The 25,603-nt window shown below is 64.1% G+C and carries 21 protein-coding genes and 1 tRNA gene; 13 read left to right on the top strand and 9 right to left on the bottom strand.

Features of this window, described 5'->3' with window-relative positions; translation table 11 throughout:
* Positions 1-17: 17 nt before the first annotated feature.
* A complete protein-coding gene (locus IVB28_RS18735) occupies positions 18-1,643 on the bottom strand; it encodes a long-chain fatty acid--CoA ligase (RefSeq protein ID WP_247528048.1) in 1,626 nt (541 codons plus the stop codon).
* Between the two features lie 174 nt (positions 1,644-1,817).
* Here IVB28_RS18735 and IVB28_RS18730 point away from each other — a divergent pair, with 174 nt between their 5' ends.
* From IVB28_RS18730 to IVB28_RS18710, 5 genes are all read left to right on the top strand, one after another.
* Positions 1,818-3,671, top strand: a complete 1,854-nt coding sequence (locus IVB28_RS18730) for an NAD(P)/FAD-dependent oxidoreductase (protein WP_247528047.1) — start codon at positions 1,818-1,820, stop codon at positions 3,669-3,671.
* A 34-nt stretch (positions 3,672-3,705) separates the two neighbouring features.
* Positions 3,706-4,521 (top strand): lytic murein transglycosylase, encoded by an 816-nt coding sequence (locus IVB28_RS18725; protein WP_247528046.1) that lies wholly within the window; start codon positions 3,706-3,708, stop codon positions 4,519-4,521.
* Between the two features lie 194 nt (positions 4,522-4,715).
* Complete coding sequence (locus IVB28_RS18720) at positions 4,716-4,937, top strand: hypothetical protein (RefSeq protein ID WP_007592399.1); 222 nt, start codon at positions 4,716-4,718, stop codon at positions 4,935-4,937.
* Between the two features lie 12 nt (positions 4,938-4,949).
* Positions 4,950-5,372 (top strand): hypothetical protein, encoded by a 423-nt coding sequence (locus IVB28_RS18715; protein WP_247528045.1) that lies wholly within the window; start codon positions 4,950-4,952, stop codon positions 5,370-5,372.
* Between the two features lie 401 nt (positions 5,373-5,773).
* Positions 5,774-6,271, top strand: coding sequence for a hypothetical protein (locus IVB28_RS18710; RefSeq protein WP_247528044.1), 498 nt, complete (start codon positions 5,774-5,776; stop codon positions 6,269-6,271).
* A gap of 88 nt (positions 6,272-6,359) precedes the next feature.
* Here the strand turns inward: IVB28_RS18710 and IVB28_RS18705 are convergent, their stop codons facing one another.
* Both IVB28_RS18705 and IVB28_RS18700 read right to left on the bottom strand, forming a co-directional pair.
* Positions 6,360-9,548 carry a multidrug efflux RND transporter permease subunit gene (locus tag IVB28_RS18705; protein ID WP_247528043.1) on the bottom strand — a complete coding sequence of 1,063 codons (3,189 nt, stop codon included), beginning with the start codon at positions 9,546-9,548 and terminating at the stop codon, positions 6,360-6,362.
* A gap of 183 nt (positions 9,549-9,731) precedes the next feature.
* A complete protein-coding gene (locus tag IVB28_RS18700; RefSeq protein WP_247528042.1) occupies positions 9,732-10,976 on the bottom strand; it encodes an efflux RND transporter periplasmic adaptor subunit in 1,245 nt (414 codons plus the stop codon).
* Positions 10,977-11,174: 198 nt separating this feature from the next.
* Here IVB28_RS18700 and IVB28_RS18695 point away from each other — a divergent pair, with 198 nt between their 5' ends.
* On the top strand, positions 11,175-11,780 hold the full coding sequence (locus IVB28_RS18695) for a TetR/AcrR family transcriptional regulator (RefSeq protein WP_247528041.1): 606 nt from the start codon (positions 11,175-11,177) through the stop codon (positions 11,778-11,780).
* Between the two features lie 10 nt (positions 11,781-11,790).
* Here IVB28_RS18695 and IVB28_RS18690 read toward each other — a convergent pair whose 3' ends face one another.
* Positions 11,791-13,293 carry an amidase gene (locus tag IVB28_RS18690; RefSeq protein ID WP_247528040.1) on the bottom strand — a complete coding sequence of 501 codons (1,503 nt, stop codon included), beginning with the start codon at positions 13,291-13,293 and terminating at the stop codon, positions 11,791-11,793.
* 403 nt (positions 13,294-13,696) lie between these two features.
* Between IVB28_RS18690 and IVB28_RS18685 the strand changes: the two genes are divergently transcribed.
* Genes IVB28_RS18685 through rnz form a run of 4 tightly spaced genes read left to right on the top strand, consistent with a single transcriptional unit; the run spans position 13,697 to position 18,213 of the window.
* Positions 13,697-14,869 carry a multidrug effflux MFS transporter gene (locus IVB28_RS18685; protein ID WP_247528039.1) on the top strand — a complete coding sequence of 391 codons (1,173 nt, stop codon included), beginning with the start codon at positions 13,697-13,699 and terminating at the stop codon, positions 14,867-14,869.
* A gap of 15 nt (positions 14,870-14,884) precedes the next feature.
* Positions 14,885-16,282 (top strand): guanine deaminase, encoded by a 1,398-nt coding sequence (gene guaD, locus IVB28_RS18680; RefSeq protein ID WP_247528038.1) that lies wholly within the window; start codon positions 14,885-14,887, stop codon positions 16,280-16,282.
* 15 nt (positions 16,283-16,297) lie between these two features.
* On the top strand, positions 16,298-17,281 hold the full coding sequence (locus tag IVB28_RS18675) for an antibiotic biosynthesis monooxygenase (RefSeq protein WP_247528037.1): 984 nt from the start codon (positions 16,298-16,300) through the stop codon (positions 17,279-17,281).
* A 29-nt stretch (positions 17,282-17,310) separates the two neighbouring features.
* Positions 17,311-18,213, top strand: a complete 903-nt coding sequence (gene rnz / locus IVB28_RS18670; protein ID WP_247528036.1) for a ribonuclease Z — start codon at positions 17,311-17,313, stop codon at positions 18,211-18,213.
* A 22-nt stretch (positions 18,214-18,235) separates the two neighbouring features.
* Here rnz and IVB28_RS18665 read toward each other — a convergent pair whose 3' ends face one another.
* Both IVB28_RS18665 and IVB28_RS29425 read right to left on the bottom strand, forming a co-directional pair.
* Positions 18,236-18,967: a DUF3750 domain-containing protein gene (locus IVB28_RS18665; RefSeq protein WP_247528598.1), complete on the bottom strand. Its 732-nt coding sequence runs from the start codon at positions 18,965-18,967 to the stop codon at positions 18,236-18,238.
* A gap of 95 nt (positions 18,968-19,062) precedes the next feature.
* A complete protein-coding gene (locus IVB28_RS29425) occupies positions 19,063-19,188 on the bottom strand; it encodes a hypothetical protein (protein ID WP_256466993.1) in 126 nt (41 codons plus the stop codon).
* A gap of 165 nt (positions 19,189-19,353) precedes the next feature.
* Between IVB28_RS29425 and IVB28_RS18660 the strand changes: the two genes are divergently transcribed.
* A tRNA-Gln gene (locus IVB28_RS18660) sits at positions 19,354-19,427 on the top strand.
* A 166-nt stretch (positions 19,428-19,593) separates the two neighbouring features.
* A complete protein-coding gene (locus IVB28_RS18655; protein ID WP_247528035.1) occupies positions 19,594-19,956 on the top strand; it encodes a DUF1428 family protein in 363 nt (120 codons plus the stop codon).
* 33 nt (positions 19,957-19,989) lie between these two features.
* Here IVB28_RS18655 and IVB28_RS18650 read toward each other — a convergent pair whose 3' ends face one another.
* The 3 genes from IVB28_RS18650 to IVB28_RS18640 all read right to left on the bottom strand — a co-directional run bounded on the left by IVB28_RS18650 (position 19,990) and on the right by IVB28_RS18640 (position 24,937).
* Positions 19,990-20,562 (bottom strand): invasion associated locus B family protein, encoded by a 573-nt coding sequence (locus IVB28_RS18650; RefSeq protein ID WP_247528034.1) that lies wholly within the window; start codon positions 20,560-20,562, stop codon positions 19,990-19,992.
* Positions 20,563-20,624: 62 nt separating this feature from the next.
* A complete protein-coding gene (locus tag IVB28_RS18645; RefSeq protein WP_247528033.1) occupies positions 20,625-23,771 on the bottom strand; it encodes a multidrug efflux RND transporter permease subunit in 3,147 nt (1,048 codons plus the stop codon).
* On the bottom strand, positions 23,768-24,937 hold the full coding sequence (locus IVB28_RS18640) for an efflux RND transporter periplasmic adaptor subunit (protein ID WP_247528032.1): 1,170 nt from the start codon (positions 24,935-24,937) through the stop codon (positions 23,768-23,770). Before IVB28_RS18640 ends, IVB28_RS18645 begins: the two co-directional genes overlap by 4 nt.
* 373 nt (positions 24,938-25,310) lie before the next feature.
* Between IVB28_RS18640 and IVB28_RS18635 the strand changes: the two genes are divergently transcribed.
* Positions 25,311-25,550 (top strand): hypothetical protein, encoded by a 240-nt coding sequence (locus IVB28_RS18635; RefSeq protein WP_247528031.1) that lies wholly within the window; start codon positions 25,311-25,313, stop codon positions 25,548-25,550.
* Positions 25,551-25,603 lie beyond the last annotated feature (53 nt).

Genomic DNA, 25,603 nt, shown 5'->3' with positions numbered 1-25,603 from the left:
AGCGCGATCGCGGAGGCTCACGCGACGCGGTACTCCCTGAACTTCTCGCGCAGGGCCGACTTCAGCACCTTGCCGGTCCCCGTCATCGGGAACTCGTCGAGGAATTCGACGGCGTCCGGCATCCACCAGCTCGCGATCTTGGGACGCATATGGTCGAGCAGCGTCTTGCCGTCGACCGTCGCGCCCTTCTTGCGGACGACGAGGAGCAGGGGGCGCTCCTGCCATTTCTCATGGTTGATCGCGACCACGGCGGCCTGCAGCACATCGGGATGGGACAGGGCAACGTCCTCGAGCTGAATCGAGGAGATCCATTCGCCGCCGGACTTGATCACGTCCTTGGAGCGGTCGGTCAGCGTGACGTGGCCTTGGGGATCGATTACCGCCATGTCGCCGGTGATCAGCCAGCCGTCGCGGTCGAGGCCCTCGTCGAGCTTCATATAGCCGGAGGCGACCCACGGCCCGCGGGCGCGCAGATGTCCGACGGTCTTGCCGTCGCGCGGCAACTCAACGCCGGCATCGTCGACGATGCGTAAGGCGGTGCCGAAGCAGGCGCGGCCCGAGACCTGGCGCCGGTCGAATGTCTCCTTGTCGGTGAGGTGCTCCGAGCCCGGACGCAGGCCAGGCATCGAGCATCCCAGGGCCTCGGTCATGCCCCAGGCCTGGATGTAGTCGATGTCATAGTCGCGCTTGAGCTTCTCGATCATGGCGCGCGGCGGCGCCGAGCCTGACGACAGCGTTGCGCGCAGCGTCGAGAATCTGTTGCCGGTGCGACCGAGCCAGTCGAGCAGGATGAGCCAGAAACTCGGCACACCCGCCGACAGCGTCACCTTCTCGCCTTCGAGCAGTTCATAGAGCTTGTCGGGCTCGTAATTGCGGCCGGGCAGCACCAGCTTCGAGCCGGTATAGGGTGCGGTAAACGGCATGTTCCAGCCATTGCCATGGAAGAGAGGCGCCATCGGCATCATCACCTCGCGCACCCCTTCGACATGTCCCGGCAGGAAGTCGAAATTGCAGCAGGTCATGGTTTGCAGGATTGCGGCGCGGTGCGAATAGATTACGCCCTTGGGATTACCTGTTGTGCCCGAGGTGTAGCAGATGGTGGAGGCGGATTTTTCGTCGAACTCAGGCCAGGCGAAGCCGGCGTCGTTCTCTTTGGCCAGCAAGTCCTCGTAGCAATGCACGTTCGCGAGCGTCGTCTCGGGCATGCGCTCGCGCGAAGACATCACGACGTAAGCCTCGATCGTCTTGAGCTCCGGCGCGATCGCCTCGACGATCGGCAGCGTCGCGCGGTCGATGAACAGCAGGCGATCCTCGGCATGGTTGATGATGTAGACGAGCTGTTCGGGGAACAGCCGCGGGTTGACGGTGTGCAGCACATAGCCCATCCCGGGGGCGGCATAGAACATCTCGAAATGGCGGTGGGTGTTCCAGGCCAGCGTGCCGACGCGGTCGCCTTTGTTCATGCCGAGCCGCTTCAACGCCAGCGCCATACGCCTGATGCGCGGATGAGCGTCCCCATAGGTATAGCGATGAATGTCGCCCTCGATCTCGCGTGCGACGATCTCGGCTTCGCCGTGATAGTCCGCGGCATATTGGATCAGGCCGCTGATCAGAAGCGGCATGTCCATCATCAATCCCTGCATGGCTTCCTCCAGAGCCACGTCGTTACGTGGCGTACACTTGTGATTTGCGATCGAGGTTAGCGGAACGTCGCGCGGCCTTCACGCAAAAACATTGGACGCGATTGCATGGGCCGGTCTTTCAAGGCTAACTGATCCGAGCTGCCGGCGAAGCAGCGCTCTCCGTGGAGGAAATGCATGTCAGCGGAAAGACACAAGACCGGCGCAGCCGGCGAGCCTACGGTCGATGTGGAGGCTCTTCGTGCGCGCTATCGCGATGAGCGCGACCGCCGTTTACGCGCCGAGGGCAAGGCGCAGTATGTCGAAGTAGCAGGCGATTTCGGCCGCTACCTCGACGACCCCTGGGCCGATCCCGGATTTGCGCGCGCAGCTGTCAGTGAAGAGACTGAAGTGCTGGTCGTCGGCGGTGGCTTTGGCGGGCTTCTCTGTGGCGCGCGCCTGCGCGAGGCCGGCATCGATGATTTCCGCATCGTGGAAAAGGCTGCCGACTTCGGCGGCACCTGGTACTGGAATCGTTATCCTGGAGCTGCCTGCGATACCGAGAGCTACATCTATCTGCCGCTACTTGAAGAGACCGGCTACATGCCGGTGCGCAAATACGCCAGGGCGCCGGAGATCTACGAGCACTCCCGCCGCATCGGCCGTCATTTCGGTCTCTACGAACGCGCGCTGTTTCAGACCGTCATCTCGCGGATGATGTGGCAGGAGCAGTCAGCGCGTTGGCTGGTCGAGACCGATCGCGGCGATCTCGTGCGCGCACGCTTCGTCATCCTCGCCGGCGGTCCGCTCAGCCGGCCGAAGCTGCCGGGCATACCCGGCATCGAGACCTTCAAGGGCCACAGCTTTCATACCAGCCGTTGGGATTACGGCTATACCGGCGGCAACGCGGATGGTGGTCTGACCGGCCTTGCCGACAAACGCGTCGGCATCATCGGCACCGGCGCCACGGCCGTGCAATGCGTGCCGCATCTCGGCCGTTCGGCGAAGGAGCTCTATGTCTTCCAGCGCACCCCGTCGGCGATCGGCGTGCGGGACGACCGGCCGACCGATCAGGGCTGGGCGCAGAGCCTTGCGCCCGGCTGGCAGCGCGAGCGCATGGACAATTTTACGTCGGTGATATCAGGCGAGCCGTTCGAACGGGACCTGGTGCAGGACGGCTGGACTGGCCTGCTCGGCGAGATATTGCTGGCGCCGCGTCGGCAGCCGCAACCGGTGACCTCGATGGAGGAGGCGCTGAAGGTTATCGAGCAGGCCGACTACCGCAAGATGGAGGAGATCCGCGCCCGCGTCGACGAGGTCGTCAAGGACAAGGCGACCGCGGAGGCGCTCAAGCCCTGGTACAAGGCGTTCTGCAAACGGCCGTGCTTCCACGACGAGTACCTCGACACCTTCAATCGGCCCAACGTGCATCTCATCGACACCAAAGGGCAGGGCGTCGAACGCATCACCGAGAACGCCGTCGTGGCTGACGGCAAGGCCTATGAGCTCGATTGCCTGATCTATGCCAGCGGCTTTGAGGTCGGCACCGATTACGCCCGCCGCATGGGCTTCGAGGTCTATGGCCGTGATGGCACGAGCCTGTCCGAGCGCTGGCAGGGCGGCGTAAAGACACTGCACGGCTTCTACAGCCGCGGCTTCCCGAACTGCTTCCTGATCGTCACGGTGCAGGCCGGCCAAAGCGCCAACTTCCCGCACATCATCGACGAGCAGTCGCAGCATATCGCCTATGTGATCGCTCAGGCGCGCAAGCGCAAAGCGCGGACGCTGGAGCCGACGCTCGCCGCCGAGAACGCCTGGGTCGACGAGGTCGTCAAGGCCGCAGTCGGCCGCCAGACCTATCTCGCCGAATGCACCCCCGGCTACTACAACAACGAAGGCGTGTTTGATCCGATCGCGGCAAGAAACAGCCAATATTGGCGCGGACCGGTGGCGTTCCTGCGGCTGCTCGACAAATGGCGGAAGGAAGGCAATCTGGAAGGCTTGGAATTGTCCTATGATCAGGCCATGGAGTCGGCGCGTCCAAGTGGATAAGATTGCCGATCGGCAGAAGACGGAGATAGTTGGTATGATCAGGGGCAGGGCTGTTGCGGGGGCGGTTTTTGGCGCGATGGCGCTGCTTGGGTGCCTGGCGCCCGCCGAGGCCGCGCAGTGCGGCAGCTCGCCGGCCGGCTTTGAAGCCTGGAAGCGCGAGTTCAGTGCGGAGGCACAGGGCAAGGGTGTCGGCCAGACCGCGCTCGCGGCGCTGATGCAGACCAATTACGCCAGCGCCACCATCGCAGCCGACCGCGGCCAGCGCAGCTTCCAGCTGACGCTCGACCAGTTCCTGGCCAAGCGCGGGGCCACCACCATCGTTGTCAAGGGCCGGCAGCTCAAGCAGTCCCAGGCCGCCTTGTTCGCCTCGATCCAGCAGCGCTATGGCGTCCCGCCCGGACCCCTGATCGCGATCTGGGGCATGGAGACCGGCTTCGGTAGCCAGCGCGGCAACCAGAACATGCTCTCCTCGATCGCGACCCTTGCCTATGACTGCCGCCGTCCCGAATTCTTCACCGACCAGCTCTATGCCGCCCTCAAGCTGATCGACCGCGGCACGCTGTCGGGGGCAACCCGCGGTTCGATGCATGGCGAGGTCGGCCAGACCCAGTTCATGCCCAAGAACATCCTGGCCTATGGCACCGGCAACCTCGAAGTCGCCGCCAACGCGCTGAATTCGACGGCGAATTTCCTCAAAGCCCATGGCTGGAAAGCGGGAGCGGGTTACCAGCCGGGCGAGCCTAATTTCGTCGCCATCGAGGCCTGGAATGCCGCCGGCGTCTATCAGAAGGCGATCGCGCTCATGGGCCGGCAGATCGACGAGGGCGGAGGCGCGGCGGCCTCGCGCTGACGAGAACCCGTTTTCGAACGGGGCCCCTGATTTTCGTTGGCGCGTTTTCTTACGCGAGCCGCGTCCACTTTCCTCGAAAACGCTCTTCTTCAGCAAGGCGTGATGCGCCGGCCGGAGAAAGTTGTTGCCATCAGGAACTGACGGCCCAAGGTTTGCTTTGATCAAGTTCGGGGCTGGGCATGAGGAGACTCACCATGGCAACCCAGATCGTGATGGACCAGACTGGCGATACACGCCACGAGTTTGATCCTGGCAATGCCGAAGCGCTGGCGCGGGCCGAACGGCGCTTTCGGGAGCTGACCGGAGCCGGCTTCACCGCCGCGCTGCGGACCGGGCCCGGCGAGGTCACCCGTATCAGATCGTTCGACCCGACCGCGCAGGAAACGCTGTTCTATCCCCGCCTGGTCGGCGGTTGATCTGAGCTGCCCATGATCGCGGCAGTTTGGCTCCGCGCCCCGGCGCGTGCGCGTCTGCATGCGCTGCGCGAACTCTATCGACGTTTCTTCGGGGAGAACACGCCGGATGCCCGCGGCCGCCGGCTGCTCTTCGAATGGCTCTCGCCCGCACAACGCGCGCAATTCGAGGAGCACCGGTATTTCGACGTCGTCGGCTGCGAGACGGGCAAGACCTATCGCATTCACTACGGCACCGCCGCCAACGTCCACGAGATCGACGGCGAAGGCCGGGCGACGATGGGATGGTGCTTCGTCCCGTCAGGCTTCCTGGTGCCGGGCGACGTGATGTTGGCGCAGAAGATCGCGCTCGAGACCGACGAGAGGGGCGCGCTCGCGCTCGCCAACCGCTTTCCGCCGGCCACGCATTCGGAGCACTTCTACCGGCGGCCGTACTAGCGCTGGAAATGGCGAGCGGTCAGTAGTGCGTCGTGCGGTAGGCATCCAACGCATGCGCCGCGAAGACGCCGACGCTACAAAGGGCAAGCAGGCCGGAGATCAGCTCGATCATCGCTCATCCTCCCGCGCTGGTTGGGCAACGAGGTTTTGGCAGCAGGAATATTCGTAGATCAGCTCGAGGAGGAATTGCATGGTAGCCGTCCCTGTATTTATTTTGACAACCACTTAACCGGCGATCTGTTTCAGGCGTGTTTCGTCGCATCGGGAATGCGGTTTCGCGGGGGAACCCCCGGGGCGGATTTTGTGCACTGCGGGCCCGCCAAATGCCGCGGCGGCGCCCGTCCTTGCGGGCCTCCCGCAGAGGTGGTCATCTCAGCCCGGGCAACGCGTTGGAGGCTGACATGAAACGATTCCTTCTCGCCGTTTTGCTGGCCGCGGGGGGCTTGAGCGCCGGGCCGGCACTTGCGCAGCAATCCAAGGTCGGCGACTGGACCATCGAAAAGCGTACGCAGGATGCGCACTGCAGCGCGAGCCTTGGCTACAAGGACAAGGATGACGAGAACCGCGACTATGTGATCGTGATCACCTATTCCGACAAGGCGATCGTAATCGTGATGATCTACGATGGCTGGGAATGGGAGAAGGTCGGCGAGATCCTCCGGGCCGATGTCGGCACTGATGATGCGGACATCATGAAGAAGGCAAAGTGGGAGGTCATGGACACGACCACCGTACGCGGCATCTTCGAGTACGACCAGTCGATGATGGATCGCCTGTCGAAGGCCAAGCGCATCACGCTCGATTTCGAGGACGATGACGAGGACAGCATCGAGATGCAGATGCCCCGTGCCGGCGAAGCGCTGGCGGCGTTGAAGTTCTGCGAGGAGAACCGGAGATAGCTTGCCGATGCCGACGGGGCCACGTCAACGAGACGGTCTTTCGCAAGACCGTGCTCGTCCTGTTGCTGCTCTCGGGGATTTCCCTGGTCTAATGGCTTGCGCTCTGGACCGGCGCCGCGCTGGTGTCGCTGCCGTGGTGCGTCAGCGGCTTCATGCCGGTGACGGTCCGCAGCAGCACGTAGAACACCGGCGTCAGGAACAGGCCGAACACGGTGACGCCGATCATGCCGGAGAACACGGCAACGCCCATCGCGCGCCGCATCTCCGAGCCGGCGCCGGTTGAGAGCACCAGCGGCAGCACGCCCATGATGAACGCCATCGACGTCATCAGGATCGGGCGCAGCCGCAGCCGACTCGCCTCGATCGCGGCCCTGATCGGCGTGCGGCCTGCGAATTCAAGCTCACGCGCGAATTCGACGATCAGGATCGCGTTCTTGGCCGAGAGTCCCACAAGGACGATAAGCCCGATCTGGGTGAAGACGTTGTTGTCTCCCTTCGAGATCCAGACGCCGAACATCGCGGCGAGCAGGCCCATCGGCACGATCATGATGATCGAGAGCGGCAGCGTCAGGCTCTCGTACAGCGCCGCCAGCACCAGGAACACCAACAGGATCGCCAGCGGGAACACCCAGAGGCCGGAATTGCCGGCGATGAACTCCTGATAGGTCAGGTCGGTCCATTCGAAGGCAAAGCCCGGCGGCAGCACCTCCGCCGCAATCCGCGTCGCCGCCTCCTGTGCCTGGCCCGATGAGAAGCCGGGTGCAGCCGCCGCGTTGATGTCTGACGACAGGAACCCGTTGTAGCGGATCGCGCGCTCCGGCCCCGCGCTCTGCCGGATTGTCAGCAGCGCGGACAACGGCACCATGTCGCCGGAGGAGGAGCGGACCTTGAGCTGCCGGATGTCGTCGGCCCGTGCGCGGAACGGTGCGTCGGCCTGGACGCGGACGGAATAGGTGCGGCCAAACTTGTTGAAGTCATTCACGTAGTAGGAGCCAAGGTAAATCTGGAGCGTGTTGAACACCTCCGTGACGGGCACGCCAAGCTGCAGCGCCTTGGTGCGATCGATGTCGGCGAATAGCTGGGGCACGTTGACCTGGAAGCTCGAGAACACGCCCGCGATCTCCGGCGCCTTCTGCATCGCCGCCATGAAGGCCTTCGTCGCTTCGTTCAGGGCCTCGTAGCCGAGCCCGGCGCGGTCCTCGATCTGCAGCTTGAAGCCGCCGATGGTGCCGAGGCCGTTGACCGGCGGCGGCGGGAACATGGCGATGAAGGCTTCCTGGATGCCGGCATATTTCTTGTTCAGCTCGGCCGCAATTGCGTTCCCGCTCAGGGCCGCATCCTTGCGTTCTTCGAACGGTTTCAATGTCGAGAACACGATGCCGGCGTTGGACGAGTTGGTGAAGCCGGAGATCGACAGGCCGGGGAAGGCCACCGAGCTCTCGACACCGGGCTGGGTCAGCGCGATGTCGCTCATCTTGCGGATCACTTCCTCGCTGCGGTCGAGCGTGGCACCATCGGGCAGGCGGGCGAAGCCGACCAGATATTGCTTGTCCTGGCCCGGCACGAAGCCGCTCGGCACCTGCTGGAACAAGAGGACGGTGAGGCCGACCATGACGGCGTAGAGGCCCATCACCGCGGCCTTGCCCGAGATGACCCTGGTGACGCTGCCGCCGTACTTTTCCGAGGAGCGGGTAAAAGCCTTGTTGAAGCCGCGGAAGAACCAGCCAAGGCTCTTTTCCAGGATCAGCGTCAGGCGATCCTTCGGCTCGTTGTGTCCCCTAAGCAGCAGCGCCGACAGCGCGGGCGACAGCGTCAGCGAGTTGACGGCCGAGATCACGGTCGAGATCGCGATCGTCAGTGCGAACTGCTTGTAGAACTGCCCGGTGAGGCCGGAGATGAAGGCGAGCGGCACGAACACCGCGATCAGCACCATGGCGATCGCGATGATCGGTCCCGACACCTCGCGCATCGCCTGGTAAGTGGCATCGCGCGGCGACAGCCCGGCCTCGATGTTGCGCTCCACGTTCTCGACCACGACGATGGCGTCGTCGACGACGATGCCGATCGCGAGCACGAGGCCAAACAGGCTCAGCGCGTTGATGGAGAAGCCGAACGCGTGCATCACGGCAAACGTGCCGACGATCGACACCGGCACGGCCAGCAGCGGGATGATCGAGGCGCGCCAGGTCTGCAGGAACAGGATGACGACCAGCACCACCAGCGCGATCGCCTCCAGCAGCGTGTGGATCACCGCCTCGATCGAGGAGCGCACGAACTGGGTGGGGTCGTAGACGATCTGGAAGGACACGCCCTCGGGCATGTTCTTCTTGATCTCCGCCATGGTGGCCCGGACATTGTCGGAGATCTGAAGCGCGTTGGAGCCGGGGGCCTGGAAGATCGGGATCGCGACCGCCTGCTTGTTGTCGAGCAGCGAGCGCAGGCCGTATTCGGAGGCCCCCAGCTCGATGCGCGCGACATCCCGCAGCCGCACCACTTCGCCGCGTGTGCCGGTCTTGACCACGATGTCGCCGAACTGGTCCTCGTTCGCGAGCCGGCCTTCTGCGTTGACGGAAAGCTGGAGATCGATGCCCGCGACGTTCGGAGAGGAGCCGACCACGCCGGCGGCGGCCTCGACGTTCTGCGCCTGAATCGCCCTCACGATGTCGCTCGCTGTCAGCCCATGCTCGGCCGCCTTCTGCGGATCGACCCAGACCCGCATCGAATAGTCGCCGGCACCATAAAGCTGCACGTCGCCGACGCCGTCGATCCGCGCCAACCGATCCTTGACGTTGAGCACCGCGTAGTTGCGCAAATACGTCATGTCGTAGCGGCCGTTCGGCGACAGCAGGTGAACGACCATGGTGAGATCGGGCGACGACTTCTTGGTGATGATGCCGAGCTGGCGCACCACGGCGGGCAGGCGCGGCTCGGCCTGCTGCACGCGGTTCTGCACCAGCTGGGTGGCCTTGTCGGGGTCGGTGCCGAGCCGGAACGTCACCGTCAGCGTCATCGCGCCGTCGGTGGTCGCCTGGCTCGACATGTAGAGCATGTTCTCTACGCCGTTGATCTGCTCCTCGATCGGCGTCGCCACCGTTTCCGCGATCACCTTGGGATTGGCGCCGGGATAGGTCGCGCGAACGAGCACGGACGGCGGTACCACGTCGGGATATTCCGAGATCGGCATCGCAAACAGCGAGATCAGGCCGGCGAGGAAGATCAGGACCGAGAGAACGCCTGCAAAAATCGGACGATCAATGAAGAACTTTGAGAGATTCATGGCCTTGCCCCTGGGCAATATCGTGCGGTTCTCCGCCAACTCCTCCGTCATTCCGGGGCGCGCGCATCGCGCGCGAACCCGGAATCCAGAGGTGAGATGATCGGAGTTTCCTAGACTTCGAGATCCTCAGGTGCGCAATTGCGCGCCGCGTTCGCTACGCCCGCCCCGAGATGACGAAAAGTGTCAGCGTTGCGCCACGTCCTGGTTGCCGTGGTTGGAAGCGGCTTGCTGCCCACGCGCACCCATTGCGGCGACCTCGGTCTTGAGCAATGCGCCCGGACGGACGCGCTGCAGGCCGTTGACGACGATGCGGTCGCCTGGCTTCAGGCCCCCGGTCACGATGCGCAATCCGTCCACGACGCCGCCGAGCGTGACCGACCGGTAGACTGCGCGGCTGTCGTCGCCGACCGCCATCACGAACTTCTTGTCCTGGTCGGTGCCGATCGCGCGCTCGTCGATCATCACCAGCGACTGCTGCTTCGGCTGACCCATGCGCACGCGGGCGAATTGGCCGGGGATGAGACGCCCGTCCTCGTTCTGGAAGACCGCGCGGACACGGATCGTGCCGCTCTGGCCGTTGACCTGGTTATCGATCAGCTGGATGTGGCCTTTCGCCGAGAGACCACCGGAGGTCGTCATCTCCACCGGAATCTGGTCGAGCTTGCCGCGCTCGCCTGTGGCGTCCGCGATCGAGTTCAGCGCACGCAGCACGATTTCCTCATCCGCATCGAACGACGCATAGATCGGATTGACCGAAACCAGCGAGGTCAGCACCGGGGAGGCGGTGCCGGCCGCGACGAGATTGCCGACGGTGACTTCGATCTTGCCGACGCGGCCGTCCACGGGCGCGCGCACAACGGTGTAGTCGAGGTTGAGCTTTGCGGCCTGCAGCGTTGCCTCGGCCGCCTTCACATTGGCTATCGCTTCGCGGTTGGCGTTCTCGCGCTGATCGAAATCGCGCCGTGTAACGACGGCGTTGCCGACGAGCTGCGCGCCGCGTTCGACCTCGTTGGTGGTGAACACCACGCGCGCCTTCGCCGCCTCGAGCTGGGCGTTGGCCTTGTCGACCTCCGCCGCGTAAGGCGCCGGGTCGATCTTGAACAGGACGTCGCCGGCCTTCACCAGCGCGCCTTCAGTGAACTTGGTCGCAAGGATCGCACCGGCGACGCGAGGGCGGAGCTCGACGCGATTGATGGCCTCCAATCGGCCGGAGAAGTCGTCCCACAGCGCGGTCTGCCGCGGCTCGATCATGGCGACGGTGACGGGCACCGCCTGCTCAGCGGGGGCGGCCGCTGCGGTTGCCTGGGCGGCTCGAAAATAGTGGCCAGCTGCGATCGTACCGGCCACGGCAAGGACGCCAACGACGGCGATGCCACCGAGGAGGCGGCGAAGATGGCCGACGCGGGAGGTATGTTGGGCGGGGTGCATTTGCGCGCTCCAGATATGTAGTGTTCACTACAGATGTGACCTGGATACCGCATTGCAAGATACTTATGTATCATTCGCTAAGAAAATTGTACGTCGATACCGCGACAATGGGAAGACACAAGAAAAAGAAAGATAGAACAAATAGATAGGATCAGGCGTTGGGCCGATACAGGACGCCGATTCCGAGGAGACAGGCACATGGGCATGGGACGCCCCCGCGAATTCGATGCCGAAATTGCGTTGGACCAGGCGATGGAAGTGTTTTGGCGCCATGGCTATGAAGGCGCCACCATCGCTCAGCTGACCGAGGCCATGGGCATCAATCCCCCGAGCCTCTATGCCTGTTTCGGCAACAAGGAAGGCCTGCTCAAAGCCGCGCTCGACCGCTACACCAAGCTGCGCGGTTCCTGGATGGATGAGGTGATCGGCGCCGCCACCGCCCGCGAAGTTGCCGAGCGGATGCTGATGGGCATCGCCGAGAAGCAGACCGATCCCGCCAATCCGCCCGGCTGCCTGCTCGTGCAGGGCGGCATTGCCTGCGGCAGCGGCTCCGAGAACGTCCCCTTCGAGCTAGCCGCCCGCCGGGCGGAGAACGAAGACCAGCTCCGCGACCGCTTTATCCGCGCCAAGGCCGAAGGCGATCTGAAACCGAGCTCCGATCCAGCCGCGCTGGCGCGCTATGTTCTGGCGGTGTCAGTCGGCATGGGCGTCATGGCCTCATCCGGCGCGGATCGCGAAGCGTTGCGACAGGTGGCTGATGTCGCCGTGCAGGCGGTCGAGGCGCAGTCGGCCGACAGAACGTAATCAGCTTTTGTTATCTCGCGGATTGCATTGCAGACAGCCCCGGCGGCGCGACGAATCCACCGAACTCGCGTTCGATCAGTCCGGCCAGTGCAATCGTCGTGCGGTCTTCGAGATAGGGGCCGATGATCTGGACGCCGATCGGCAGACCCGAAGGCGTGCGCTCGATCGGAACGGCAGTTGCAGGAAGTCCGCACGTCGAGGCGGGGTCGGCCCAGATGAAGCACGCGTCGGCGTAATTGTAGAGCTTGCCATCGATGTCCAGTTGCCGCGCCTCGAACGGTTCGGACTGGTCCTGCGGAAAGGCCGGCACTGCTGCGGCCGGATAGATCACCGCGTCGAATTCGCGGAACAGCTGATGCCACCTCTGTTGGAGCTGCAGGCGGGCCGCGTCGATCGCGAGCCATTCACGATGGAGCATGCCCCAGCCGCGGGCGCGCTCGGCCTGCAGGCTGCGGTCGTCGGGCGCGAGTGCTGCGGCAACTTCTTGTGCGTCCGCGAGGGCTGCGGGTGTCAGGCGCGGACTTCGCGCTCCGTTCAACAGTTTCATGTAGAGCCGCGCGGAGCCGGCGAGATCGGGCAGCGATGGGCTCGTGCGCGCGACCCGCGCGGCCGATCTGCCCAGCCGGTCGGCCAATCGCCCAATGGCTGAACGCACTTCGTTACCCGTCGGCATCAATGGATGGGTATCGATCACGAGGATCCTGAAGTCCCTGAGATCGTCATGCCGCGGGGCGGGCAGCGCGAGGCGATAGCCGATCCCGTCGCGGGTCTCGTCGGGGCCGGCGATTACGTCCAGCGCCAATGCGAGGTCCGAGGCGGTGCGGGTCATCGGTCCGACGACAGCCAGATCGCCCTGACCAGGGACGGGTGGTGCTGGCGGCAGACTGTATCCGCGCAGCGGGACAAGGCCGAGGCTCGGCTTGTGTCCGAACACGCCGCAGAAATGCGCAGGGACCCGGATCGAGCCGCCGATATCCGAGCCGATCGAGAGCGGACCGAAGCCTGCGGCCAGCGCCGCACCCGATCCGCCCGAGGAGCCGCCGGGCGATCGGCCGAGATTCCACGGATTGTTGGTGGTCCCGTAGATCTCGTTGTAGCTCTGGAAATCGCGCAGCCCGATCGGGATGTTGGTCTTGCCGATGATGACGGCACCCGCCGCCTTCAACCGCGAGACCACGAGGGCATCTTCGCCCGGTTGGAAATCCCTGAAATGCGGAAAGCCCCAGGTGGTCGGCAGGCCCGCGACGTTGAACGGCTCCTTGAGGGTCACGGGAATGCCGAGCAATGGCAGCCGCTCGCCGCGCGCAAGCGCGGCATCGGCGGCCCGCGCCGCGTCTCTTGCCCGATCGAAATCGCGAACGATGATGGCGTTGATCTGCCCGTCCAGCGGCTCGATCCGCGCGATCGTATGTTCGAGCAGCTCCGAGGCAGACAGCTTGCGTGCGCGCAGGGCGCTCATCACTGTGCTGATCGAGCCGCAATCCAAGTCAGCAGCGCCTGCGGCTTTCTGCATGAGAGACCTCCACATTCCGATCCGAAACAGTCATGCCTTCCGATCGGTTAACGGCTCCGGTGCGGGGCAAACTCGAGCGGGCGATCATGCAATCGTGCCGCTGTTTTGCCCGTCGTGTCAAAGGCCTCGGGCTCAGTCGCCCAAGCTGAATTCTTCAACGATTTGTACTGTGCATGGGGTTGTTTTCGCATTTTTGTTTTGGGACGCGACGGCCGGGCATCAGGCGCTTTATGGATGCTCCTAAGAGTTTCTACATACAGTTCTGGCACGTTCCGCGCGACAATGTCCGCAACCCGCATCGTCGCCTCACATTGCGCGCGCGAAAAGACGGGGCCGGCGGGAATCGAGGGGCGTAATCATGACAGCACTCGCTTCGGACGCCGGGCGCGCGAGGGGTGGGATCTTGCCCATCCTGCTGTGCGTCGTGCCGTTCAGCCAAATCCCGCTCGATGCTTATACGCCCGGCCTGCCGCAGATGGTGGTGGATCTCGCCACTGACGCGGCCTCGATGCAGAACACCGTCACCGCCTATATGCTCGGCATGAGTCTGGCGCTGGTGCCGGTCGGCATCGCCTCCGACACGCTCGGTCGCCGCAACGTCCTGCTCGCAGGCCTGTCCGTGCTCGTCGCGATGAGCATCGCCTGCGCGCTCGCCACCAGCTCATCGCTGCTGCTTGGCTTGCGCTTCCTGCAAGGCGTCGGCGGCTGCACATGTCTCGTCGTCGCCTATGCCGTTGCGGCCGACTGCTTTCGCGGTCGTGAGCTCACGGCGATCTCCGGCCTGCTTGGCGCTGCGTGGGGTCTCGCGCCCGTGCTTGCGCCGGCCGCCGGCGGCTTCATCGTCGAGCTGACCTCTTGGCGCGGCGTCTTCGTCATCATCGCCGTCGCTGCGGCGATCGTGGCCGCCATCGTCGCGTTTTGTCTGCCCGAGACGCTGCCTGCGGATCGGCGCGCACCGTTCGATCCGCGCCGGACCGCCGGCATTGTCCGCGAAGCGGTTGTGCGACCGGGCTTCCTGGCTTTCGTGCTGGTGTTCGCCGCGGCGGCCAGCGCGCAGCTCGCGTTCGGCGTCGTCGCACCGTTCTTCTACCAGACGGGCCTCGGTTACTCCGCGGCCATCTACGGCCTCGTCGCGCTTGGCCTTGGCGGCGTCAATCTCGCCGGCGAACTCGGCTGCGCGCATTTTGCGCGCTTCATGCCGGCGCGCGTGCTGGGCTTCGGCGCCTTCGCGCTGCTTCTCTCCGGCGCTGGGGTCTTGGCCGCAACCGGTATGACCCTCGGCCTCGACTTTGCGTCGATCACGATCGGCGGTGCGCTGGTGCTCGGCGGCTGCGGCGTGCTGTGTCCGATGATGTACGGCATGGCGCTCGGCCTGTTCGCGCGCGACCACGGCCTGATCGGTGGTCTCATCAGCGCGCTCTGCTATCTCGCGGTGAGCGGCGCCATGGCGATCACGGCGGTATTGCCCGAGACGACGCAGGCGCCGATCGGATGGCTCTATCTCGGCCTCTGCGCTGTTGCGGGCCCGCTGCTCGCGATCTCGCTGCCGTCGGTGCGCCACGCCACACAGACCTGAGGAAGGAACCCATTCATGACCACTGTCGGTATTCGCGGCACGTTCTTCGATTTCGTCGACGATCCCTGGAAGCACGTCGGCAACGAGCAGGCTGCCGCGCGCTTTCACCAGGACGGCCTCATGGTCGTCAGCGACGGGGTCATCAAAGCGTTCGGTCCCTACGACACGATCGCTGCTGCGCATCCCGGCGTTGAGATCTCCCACATCAAGGACCGCATCATCGTCCCCGGCTTCATCGACGGCCACATCCATCTGCCGCAGACCCGGGTGTTAGGTGCTTATGGCGAGCAGCTCCTGCCGTGGCTCCAGAAGTGGGTCTATCCGGAAGAGCTCAAATACCGGGATCGCGACTACGCACGCGAGGGCGTCAAGCGCTTCCTCGACGCGCTGCTGGCGTCCGGCACCACCACCTGCCAGGCCTTCACGAGCTCCTCGCCTGTGTCGACGGAGGAATTGTTCGAGGAAGCGGCCCGCCGCAACATGCGCGTCATCGCGGGCCTCACCGGCATCGACCGCAACGCGCCGGCCGATTTCATCGATACGCCGGAGAATTTCTATCGGGACAGCAAGCGGCTGATCGCGCAGTACCACGACAAGGGCCGCAACCTCTACGCCATCACGCCGCGCTTCGCCTTCGGCGCCTCGCCGGAGCTGCTCAAAGCCTGTCAGCGCCTCAAGCACGAGCATCCGGACTGCTGGGTCAACACCCACATCTCCGAGAACCCGGCCGAATGCAGCGGCGTGCTGGTCGAGCACCCGGACTGCCAGGACTATCTCGGCGTCTACGAGAAGTTCGACTTGGTCGGTCCGAAATTCTCCGGTGGTCACGGCGTCTATCTCTCGAACAACGAGTTCCGCCGCATGTCGAAGAAGGGCGCGGCGGTGGTGTTCTGCCCGTGCTCGAACCTGTTCCTTGGCAGCGGCCTGTTCCGCCTCGGCCGCGCCACCGATCCGGAGCACCGGGTCAAGATGTCGTTCGGTACCGATGTCGGCGGCGGCAACCGCTTCTCGATGATCTCCGTGCTCGACGACGCCTACAAGGTCGGCATGTGCAACAACACGCTTCTCGACGGCAGCATTGATCCCACCCGGAAGGACCTCGCCGAGGCCGAGCGCAATAAGCTCTCGCCCTATCGTGGCTTCTGGTCGATCACGCTCGGCGGCGCCGAAGGCCTCTATATCGACGACAAGCTCGGCAATTTCGAGCCCGGCAAGGAGGCTGATTTCGTCGCGCTCGATCCGAATGGGGGGCAAGTCGCGCAAGCGTGGCACCAGTCGCTGATCGCCGATGGCGGCGGCCCGCGCACGATTGACGAAGCTGCGAGCATGCTGTTCGCGGTCATGATGGTCGGCGACGATCGCTGCGTCGACGAGACCTGGGTGATGGGCAAGCGCCTCTACAAGAAGAACTGAACCGGACGGCTGCCGATGAGCCCATCTCCCGATACGGCCGGACAGCCGGTCGCCCTTGTCATCCAGCGCCGCATCGCGGATGACGGCTTTGCGGCGTTCGCGCGCTGGAACGGCGAGGTCGGCGAGGTGCTCAAGGCCTGGCCCGGATTCCTGGGCCAGGAGGTGGTGCCGCCGCGGCCGCCGGCCCATGTCGACTGGGTGACGATCCTGCGTTTCGCAAGCCCGGCTGCAGCGCGCGCCTGGCTTCAAAGCAAGGAGCGGGCGCGCCTGATCGGCGAGATGCAGCGCTTCTTCGTCGGTTCGGAGGACGTCCATATCCTGCCCGACAGCGGCGTCCAGCGTGACAGTGCAGTCTCCGCGGTCATCTCCTTCAACGTGCCGGATGGACTCGAAGACGCGTTTCTCAAATGGCAGCAGCGCATCCAGGCCGCGGAGGCCGAGTTCAAGGGATTTTTGCGCCACAAGATCGAGCGGCCGATTCCGGGCCTTCACGACGAGTGGATCGTCATCCTGACGTTCGACGGCGATGCCAACCTCAATGCATGGCTCGACTCGCCGTTGCGGCAGACGCTGCTGAGGGAAGGCGAACGATTCAACGCCGGCATGAACGTGAAGCGGGCGAGCTACGGGTTCAACTTCTGGTTCCCGGCCGGGAAGGCCCAGGCGCCGGAGCAGAGCCCAAGCCTGATCTGGAAGAGCAACCTCATCGTTCTCCTGGTGCTCTATCCCGTCGTCTATCTCTGGGGCGTTTTTGTCAGCGCGCCCCTGATCGACGGACACGGCGTACCGGTCTGGCTATCGCTCTTCGTCGGCAATCTCGTCAGCACCCAGCTGCTCGGGTGGTGGCTGGTGCCCGCCGCATTCAGGGCGCTCGACTGGTGGGTCACGCCGAAGGCGGCGATCAGCCGCCAGATCGCAGGCTATGCATTGCTTGCCACGCTTTATGCCGCGTCGATGGGTCTGTACGCGCTGCTGCTCGCGTGGCATTGGGGGCGGTGAGACCGTCCACCGCCGGACACGCCACGACCATGTTCGCCCTGACTTTTCTCGGAACCTCGGCCAGCGTTCCCTCAGTGGAGCGCAACCATCCGGCGCTCCTGGTCGAAGCCGCGGGCAAGCGCGTCCTGGTCGATTGCGGCGAGGGTACGCAGCGCCAGCTCTTGAGGAGCGGATCGGGCTTTCGGCGGCTCGAACGTATCCTGCTGACACACGCCCATCTCGATCACGTGCTCGGCATCCCCGGTCTCTTTTCAACCTTGGGCTTGCGGCAGAGCGCCGACGTCATGACGATTCATGGCGGGCAGGGCACGCTCGACATCGTCATCCGGATGCTGGCGGGAATCTGGGGCGCGGGCAGGGCGCCGATCGCGGTCGAGTTCGCTGCCCTAGACGAAGGACAGGTCATCGACGCCGGCGACTTCACCATCGCCAGCTTTCCGGTCCGCCACCGCGACACCGACAGCTTTGGCTTTGTGTTCCAAAGTCCCGCACGTCGCCACCTTCGGCCCGATCGCCTTGCGGCGCTTGGCATCCCGGATGGTCCCGTGCGCGGCGAACTGGCTGCAGGACGGTCGGTCGTGATCGCCGATCGAACGATCGATCCGGAGGACGTTCTGGGCCCGCCGAGCGGCGGCAAGAGGCTCGTCGTGATCGGTGACACCGAAACCACCGACGGACTGTCCAACTCCGTTGCTGACGCCGATCTGCTGGTGATCGAGGCGACCTTCCTCGATCGCGACGCCGCAACCGCGCGGGATTACGGCCATCTCACCGCGGCCGAAGCGGCCGCCTTCGCTGCCGCCAACAACGTCCGCCAACTCGTGCTGACCCACATGTCGGGACGGTACAAGGACGACGAGATCTTGGCGGAGGCGGCGAAGATCTTTCCGAACACCCGGATCGCCGCCGACTTCGACCGCATCGTCGTCTAGCGAGGCATCGTCTCGGCTGACCTCATAGGCCGGCGGCAACACCAAGACGCCCGATGCCAGGCAGCTTGACCGCGGGGCGCCGAACATCGAAGCCAAACACAGCGCCGAAGAAGTTGATCTCAAGACCTTCGACCCAGCCGAGCGTAAGGCCGAGGTAGCCCGAGAGCGAGGCGTAGAAGCCGGTGCGGGAAGCGGTCAAGCCGATCCAACGTCCGGAATAGGGATAGTCCTTGCCAATGGCAGTCGGCGGCAGAACCGCCTGAAGCTCGGGCACGGCGTCCAAAGCGGCTTGAACGAAGGTGTTCGAATTCGGACCCGGCCAAGCGCTGTAATCGCCATAGGCCCGAAACCTGTAGTTCTCGACGACGTATCGGATCTTGGGAATCAGGGATTGCGCCTTCACGCCGTCGATGGCGACGACGGTTTCCGGCATGGCCCCGAACCAGCGGCCGTCGGGGACGAACCCGTTGCTGCGGATCGGTTCCCCCCAAGCCGTGTAGTCATAACGGCTATAATTTGTTGCATCCTTCTCCTTCAGGACAATCCAGGTGTGGACCGCGAATATGCTTCTCCACCGTACCGTTCGTGCGGCGTAGACGCGGATCAGGGCGTCAGGATGCGAGGCGGCAGGAGGCAGCAAGCCGGCGCTGGAGCGATCTGCGGTCTGCCAATTTCCGCGGCCATCCCCGACCCAGAAATAACGAGCGGCCGAAATCCCGATCGGCATGAAGACCAGCAGCAAAAGTATCAGCACGGATTTTCTCAAGGGAGATCAGGTTCGGCAGGGTGCCCCAGATATAGGTTGCGAAATTCCCTTCACAACAATGCTCGAAAGGTCTCGCGCCGCGTTCAGCGCGTCAATCCCGTCTCCATCGCGAGGTCTTGCGCCTGGCCCGTCAACTGCATCAGTCGCGGCAGCGTGTCGTGGCAGAAGGCCGGCATCTGCGTGCGCATGGCATCGACGGTGACGCTCAATCGCCCGCTCCCGCTTTGAGGAGAGGGGCACATCCACGGGAGCGCTTGCCAGCCCGGGGACGAGCGGGTAGAACCCTGCCACGCCTGAGCTGTGATTTGCGCCAAACGCGCTTCCGGCAACAGTCGAACAAGTCAGCAAGTGATTGAATTGTTTGACTATTCCGTTGGGGAATGGTGTAACGGTAGCACAACAGACTCTGACTCTGTTTGTCTTGGTTCGAATCCAGGTTCCCCAGCCAGTTCCGGGCACTTTTCCATTAGCTCTCTCGGTATGCCGCTCGGCAGGGTGAGGTCCGTTGGACGCTCACCGCTCGCGACGGTTTGCCTCATCCTGGAATCGTATCTCGCGGTCGGATCGCCGCGGTCTCGATCGTCCTTGGGTCACATAATCCAAGGAGATCCGTGATGCCCTATGTCGATGGTTTCGTGCTTGCCGTGCCGAAGGACAACATCGAGGCGTACAAGACGCTGGCGACGACCGCCTGCGCGCTCTGGATGGAGCACGGTGCGCTCGATTATGTCGAATGCATCGCTGACGACGTTCCCTATGGGGAGCTCACCTCCTTTCCGCGCGCGGTGATCGCGAAGGAGGACGAAGTCGTGGTGTTTGCCTGGATCGTCTACCGCGACCGGGAGACCCGCGATGCCGTCAACAAGAAGGTGATGGCAGATCCGCGGCTGAAGCTGGAGGGCATGCCGTTCGACGGCAAGCGCATGATCTACGGCGGCTTCACGACGCTGCTCCGGGCGAGCGACGTCATCGGCTGACAGCGGGATGGCGCGACAGTAGCGAGCGGCCAGCTACTTGATCTTGTCGTAAGCTGCCGCGAAGTCGCCGAGCGGCATCGGGATCGCGATCGTCTCCTTGGCCATGTTCTGGAAGGAGACCTTGAGCTGCTTGCCTGACCGCAAGGACGCGAGCAGCTCGGCCGCGATCGGGGTCGAGGCGTAACAACCGCGATTCTCGCAGGTCTGGATCTGGAGGTCGACCGTCTTGCCGTCGTCGACCTGAAGCTTGGCGCCGACCGGAAGATTGAGGCCGAGCGGCAATTGCAGCAGTGCCACCGGCGTGCGGGTGTCGGGCGCGATGCGGATGTTGACGAGGACGATGGTCTGGCCGGTCTTGGTCAGCACCGCGTTCTGCTCCATCGCGCATTCGAGCGGCGCATCGCGGCTCACGCTGGTGCAGCGCACGATCCAGCCGGCCTGCTGCGCGGGAGCGCCGTCAGCCTGGGCTTGGGTCGGAGCGGGCGAGGGCTGTGCCGCCGGGGCGGGGGAAGCTGCGTTCTTCTTCGCGCCTTGCTGCGCATAGGAGGCCCCCATCGACAACAGGACCGCGGTGGTGAGGGCGACAAATCGCGATTGCATGGGCATGGCGAAACCACGTGGCGTGAACCGGGGCCTCGCTGTAGCGTCGCGGGAGACGCCGCGCAAGCTTACTCGGCGGCTTCCTTGACGGTGCCGTGCTCGACCGTCTCGTGGCTGTCACCGTCACCCGGACGGCCCCAGCCCGAGAACCAGTTGTTGAGCTCGTCGAGATAGAGATAGACCACCGGCGTGGTGAACAGCGTCAGCGCCTGGCTGACGATCAGACCGCCGACCATGGCGTAGCCGAGCGGCTGGCGGATCTCGGCCCCGGTGCCGTGACCGAGCATCAGCGGCACGCCGCCGAGCAGCGCGGCCATCGTCGTCATCATGATGGGCCGAAAGCGCAGCAGCGCGGCCTGGCGGATCGATTCCTCCGGCGTCTTGTGCTCGTCGCGTTCGGCGGCGATCGCGAAGTCGACCATCATGATGCCGTTCTTCTTCACGATGCCGATCAGGAGAATGATTCCGATCAGAGCAATGAGGCTGAAGTCGAAACCGGCGGCCATCAGGATCGCGAGTGCGCCGACGCCGGCCGAGGGCAGGGTCGACAGGATCGTGATCGGATGGATGTAGCTCTCATAGAGGATGCCGAGGATCAGATAGACAACGACCAGCGCGGCGAGGATCAGCAGCGGCACGGTGCCGAGCGACTGCTGGAACGCCTGCGCGGTGCCCTGGAAGCTGGAATTGAGTGTCGGCGGCGTTCCGAGATCGGCCATCGCCTTCTGCACGGCCTCTGTCGCCTGGCCGAGCGCGATGCCCTGGGCGAGGTTGAAGCTGATCGTGATCGCCGGGAACTGGCCCTGGTGGCTAATCGAGAGCGGGCGGACCGGATCGGTGGTCCAGGTCGCGAAGGTCGACAGCGGCACCTGTTCGCCGGTCAGCGGCGATTTCAGATAGAGCTTGTTCAATGTCTCGAGACTGCCCTGCATTTCCGGCAGGACTTCGAGGATCACCTTGTAGGTGTTGAGCTGAGTGAAATACTGCGTGACCTGCCGCTGTCCGAAGGCGTCGTACAGCGTGTCGTCGATCACCTGCGGCTGGATGCCGTAGCGCGAGGCGGTGTCGCGGTTGATCTTGAGCTGGACGGTGGTGCCCTGCGTCTGCTGGTCGGTCGCGACGTCGCGCAGCTGCGGCAACGTCTGCATCTTGGAGAGGATTTTAGGCGCCCAGTCGTTGAGCTCGGCGAGGTCGGCGTCCTGCAGGGTGAATTCGAACTGCGTACGGGTCGGCCGGCCGCCGAGCCGGACGTCCTGGGCCGCCTGCATGTAGAGGCGGGCACCGGGCACCTTCTCCAGCTTGGGACGCAGCCGGGCGATGATCTGCTGGGCCGATGCCTCGCGCTCGCTACGCGGCTTCAGCGTGATGAACATGTTGCCGTTGTTGCCGGCGCGGCCGCTGCCGCCGATGTTCATCGCAATCGTGGCGACGTCAGGGTCCGCCATCACGATCTTGCCGAGCTCGACCTGGCGCTGCTGCATCTCCCTGAACGAAATGTCCTGCGAGGCTTCGGATGTGGCCGTGATAAGGCCGACGTCCTGTTGCGGGAAGAAGCCCTTCGGGATCAGGACGAACAGGTAGATCGACAATCCCAGCGTGACGAAGAAGATCGCCAGCGTGGTGCGGCGCCAGGCCAGGGCATGATCGAGCACGTATTCGTAGCCGCGCAGCAGTCCGTCGAAGGCGCGCTCGCTCCATTGGTAGAATTTGCCGTGGGTCACCTCGCCATGCGCGCGCAGGAACCGCGAGGCCATCATCGGCGTCAGCGTCAGCGACACGAACATCGAGACGAAGATGGTCATGGCGAGCACCACGGCGAACTCGCGGAACAGGCGCCCGATGATGCCGCCCATCAGCAGCAGGGGGATCAGCACCGCGACCAGCGAGATGCTGATCGAAACGATCGTGAAGCCGATTTCCTTGGAGCCCTTGAAAGCGGCCACCATCGGGGAATCGCCTTCTTCGATGTAGCGCGTGATGTTCTCGAGCATCACGATGGCGTCGTCGACCACGAATCCGACCGCAATGGTGAGCGCCATGAGCGACAGATTGTCGAGCGAATAGCCGACCACCCACATCAGGGCGCACGCGCCCAATAGCGCCAATGGCACTGTTATCGTTGGAATGACGGTTGCCCAGAAGCTGCGCAGGAAGATGAAAATGACCATGACCACGAGCGCGATGGTCAGCAGCAGGGTGAATTGCACATCTTCGACTGCGGCACGGATCGTCGTGGTGCGGTCGCTGATCAGCTCAATCTTGATTGCAGGGGGAATAGCAGCCACAAGCCGGGGCAGGGTGGCCTTGATGCGGTCGACGGTCTCGATGACGTTGGCGCCGGGCTGCTTGAAGATCACCAGGAACACGCCGCGCTTGCCGTTGGCCCAGGCCGCCTGCTTGGCGTCTTCGGCGGCGCTGACCGCCTGGCCGATGTCACGGATACGCAACGGACCGCCGTTGCGATAGGCGATGATGACGTCGTTCCAGTCCTTCGAGTGCGTGAGCTGGTCGTTGGCGTAGATCGTGTAGGCGCGCTTCTCGCCGTCGATATTGCCCTTGGGGCTGTCGACCGTGGTGATCGCGATCGCGCTGCGCACGTCTTCCAGAGAGAGGCCCTTTGCCACAAGCTTGCCGGGATCGACCTGAATGCGGATCGACGGTTTCTGCTGGCCGCCGATGAAGACCTGCGCGACGCCCGAAAGCTGGCTGATCTGCTGGGCGAGCTGGGCATCGACGGCGTCGCTGACGCTGGTCAACGGCAGCGTCTCGGAGGTTGCCGACAGCAGCAGGATCGGGGCGTCCGCCGGGTTGACCTTCCGGTAGGTCGGCGGCGAGGGCAGGTTCTTCGGCAGCTGGCCGCTGGCTGCGTTGATCGCACCCTGGACGTCGTTGGCGGCGCCGTCGATGCTGCGGTTGAGGTCGAACTGGATGGTGATCGACGCCGTGCCCAGATAGCTCGTCGAGGTCATCTGGGCGATGCCGGGGATTTGGGCGAATTGCCGTTCGAGCGGCTGCGCCACCGAGGAGGCCATCGTCTCCGGGCTGCCGCCGGGCAGGTTGGCCGTGATCTGGACGGTCGGGAAATCCACCTGCGGCAGCGGCGCGACCGGGAGTAGGGGGTAGGCGACGAGGCCGACGAAAAGGATGCCGGCCATCAGCAGCGACGTGCCGATGGGATAACGGATGAAAGGTGCCGAAATCCCGCCCTCGGTCATTCCTGTCGAACCTTGTTCTGGGCCGGATCCGAGCTCGCCACCGCTGTCGAGACGAGACTTCCGGGCTGCACCTTGAACTGGCCGCCGGTGATGACCTGCTGCCCGGGGCTCAGGCCCTCCTCGATGACCGACCGCCCGTCGATGCCGTAGCTGACCTTGATCTTGTGCACTTCGGCCTTGTTGTCCTGATTGACGGTATAAGCGTACAGGCCGTTGGTCGAATGCTGGACAGCATCATCGGGAACCACGGTCGCATCCTTCAGCGTCCGCACCAGAAGCCGCGTCGAAACCGACTGGCCGGGCCAGAGCGTGTGGTCCTTGTTGTCGAACACCGCCTTGAGCCGGATGGTCCCGCTGGTGGTGTCGACCTGATTGTTGATGACCGCGAGCTTGCCCTCGGCCAGCGTCTTCTTGCCGTCGGTCGTGAAGGCGATCACCTTGAGCGCACCGGCCCGCTGGCCTTCGCTGATATAGGGGAGCTGGTCTTCCGGTGCCGTGAAGATGACGGTGATCGGCTCGACCTGGGAGATCGTGACGATGCCCGTCTGCGTCGAGGCGTTGACGATGTTGCCCACGTCGACCTGGCGGAGCCCTGCCACGCCCGTGATCGGCGCCTTGATCTGCGTGTAGTCGAGCTGGGTCTGGGCGTTGGCCATCGCGGCTTCATCGGCGGCAATCTGGGCGGTGAGCTGGGCGACGGTGGTGCGCTGGGTATCGACGCGCTGCGCAGTCGCGAATTCGCCGAGCTTCATGGCGCGCTGGAGTTCGAGATTTGCGTTGGCGAGGCTCGCCTCGTCCTGCGCCTTCTTGGCCTTGGCCTGATCGAGCGTGGCTTGATAGGGGCGGGGATCGATCGAGACCAGGAGCTCACCCTGCTGGACGATCTGGCCTTCCCTGAAGGCGAGTTTGTCGATCTGACCATCCACCCGGCTGCGGACCTGGACGGTGTTGAAGCCCTGAACCGTGCCGAGACCGGTCAGGTAAACCGGGAAGTCGACCTTCTGAACCGGCGCAACGCTCACGGGGACTGCGGGCGGGCGGGGTGGACCTTTTTGGGCAGTCTGTGTCTTTGCAGCCTCGGGCCCGAATTTCTGCCAACCATAGTAGCCCGCGAAGGCCACGGCCGCGACGGTCAGAAGCCAGAGGATCGGCCGGGACTTTTTCATTTTGTCTCGTGTCGGCTCGTATGCCCTCAGCTACGAATTATGGGGCAATCGCAGGGTTCCAATGCGTTGTATAATACACGCCAAGTTCGCGTGTAAACAGCACTATCCGTTGATAATCCTAAACAATTGGAAAGCTTTGCATCGTCTGGCCAGTGCGCTGCCGCGGCGCTGTGCAGCGTTGCGTTCTCTGTTGCAGCCATCCGGCGCGCAAGTCTTGTGCGACACTCGCAGACGATGTGCTTAAGCCCGAGGGCGCAGTGCCGACCGCAGCTCGGTGCGGGTAAGAAGAACGGTTCTAATCGCGCGGAAGCCGTTTCGGTTGTCAGGAATTTCGGCGTCGTCCATATCGGCGCTGCCACAAAGGGAGCGCAGCATGGACGAATTGAACGGCAAGCTGATCGCGTGTCAGATTCTGATCACGGGATTGATCGCGCGTGTCGCCAACGAGCAGCGCGATCCCTTGCGCTTCCTCACCGACTTCCGGGACGAGATCAAGGCCGTGGTCAATGGTGTCAACATCGCGGGGATGGACAATACCGATCGCGTGCGCGCCATCGCGCAGAAGACCGTCGACGAATTGTTTTCACTGATGAAGCCCCCGAGCAGCGATTGATGCAAAGAGAGCGACACTGCAAATTGCGCAGCATTTGGCGTTCGTCGTCACTA

Source organism: Bradyrhizobium sp. 199, from assembly GCF_023073355.1.
Lineage (GTDB): Bacteria > Pseudomonadota > Alphaproteobacteria > Rhizobiales > Xanthobacteraceae > Bradyrhizobium.
Note: the sequence above shows the minus strand (reverse complement) of the source record. Positions and strands in the feature narration are given on the sequence as shown.

What these genes read in the sequence shown, in the direction of transcription:
- IVB28_RS18730 (WP_247528047.1), top strand. Translation starts at nt 1,818, where the DNA reads ATGTCAGCGGAAAGACACAAGACCGGCGCAGCCGGCGAGCCTACGGTC.
- guaD (WP_247528038.1), top strand. Translation starts at nt 14,885, where the DNA reads ATGACCACTGTCGGTATTCGCGGCACGTTCTTCGATTTCGTCGACGAT.
- IVB28_RS18715 (WP_247528045.1), top strand. Translation starts at nt 4,950, where the DNA reads ATGATCGCGGCAGTTTGGCTCCGCGCCCCGGCGCGTGCGCGTCTGCAT.
- IVB28_RS18720 (WP_007592399.1), top strand. Translation starts at nt 4,716, where the DNA reads ATGGCAACCCAGATCGTGATGGACCAGACTGGCGATACACGCCACGAG.
- IVB28_RS18650 (WP_247528034.1), bottom strand. Translation starts at nt 20,562, where the DNA reads ATGCCCATGCAATCGCGATTTGTCGCCCTCACCACCGCGGTCCTGTTG.
- IVB28_RS18695 (WP_247528041.1), top strand. Translation starts at nt 11,175, where the DNA reads ATGGGCATGGGACGCCCCCGCGAATTCGATGCCGAAATTGCGTTGGAC.
- IVB28_RS18655 (WP_247528035.1), top strand. Translation starts at nt 19,594, where the DNA reads ATGCCCTATGTCGATGGTTTCGTGCTTGCCGTGCCGAAGGACAACATC.
- IVB28_RS18735 (WP_247528048.1), bottom strand. Translation starts at nt 1,643, where the DNA reads ATGCAGGGATTGATGATGGACATGCCGCTTCTGATCAGCGGCCTGATC.
- IVB28_RS18645 (WP_247528033.1), bottom strand. Translation starts at nt 23,771, where the DNA reads ATGACCGAGGGCGGGATTTCGGCACCTTTCATCCGTTATCCCATCGGC.
- rnz (WP_247528036.1), top strand. Translation starts at nt 17,311, where the DNA reads ATGTTCGCCCTGACTTTTCTCGGAACCTCGGCCAGCGTTCCCTCAGTG.
- IVB28_RS18640 (WP_247528032.1), bottom strand. Translation starts at nt 24,937, where the DNA reads ATGAAAAAGTCCCGGCCGATCCTCTGGCTTCTGACCGTCGCGGCCGTG.
- IVB28_RS18725 (WP_247528046.1), top strand. Translation starts at nt 3,706, where the DNA reads ATGATCAGGGGCAGGGCTGTTGCGGGGGCGGTTTTTGGCGCGATGGCG.
- IVB28_RS18690 (WP_247528040.1), bottom strand. Translation starts at nt 13,293, where the DNA reads ATGCAGAAAGCCGCAGGCGCTGCTGACTTGGATTGCGGCTCGATCAGC.
- IVB28_RS18710 (WP_247528044.1), top strand. Translation starts at nt 5,774, where the DNA reads ATGAAACGATTCCTTCTCGCCGTTTTGCTGGCCGCGGGGGGCTTGAGC.
- IVB28_RS18700 (WP_247528042.1), bottom strand. Translation starts at nt 10,976, where the DNA reads ATGCACCCCGCCCAACATACCTCCCGCGTCGGCCATCTTCGCCGCCTC.
- IVB28_RS18705 (WP_247528043.1), bottom strand. Translation starts at nt 9,548, where the DNA reads ATGAATCTCTCAAAGTTCTTCATTGATCGTCCGATTTTTGCAGGCGTT.
- IVB28_RS18675 (WP_247528037.1), top strand. Translation starts at nt 16,298, where the DNA reads ATGAGCCCATCTCCCGATACGGCCGGACAGCCGGTCGCCCTTGTCATC.
- IVB28_RS18635 (WP_247528031.1), top strand. Translation starts at nt 25,311, where the DNA reads ATGGACGAATTGAACGGCAAGCTGATCGCGTGTCAGATTCTGATCACG.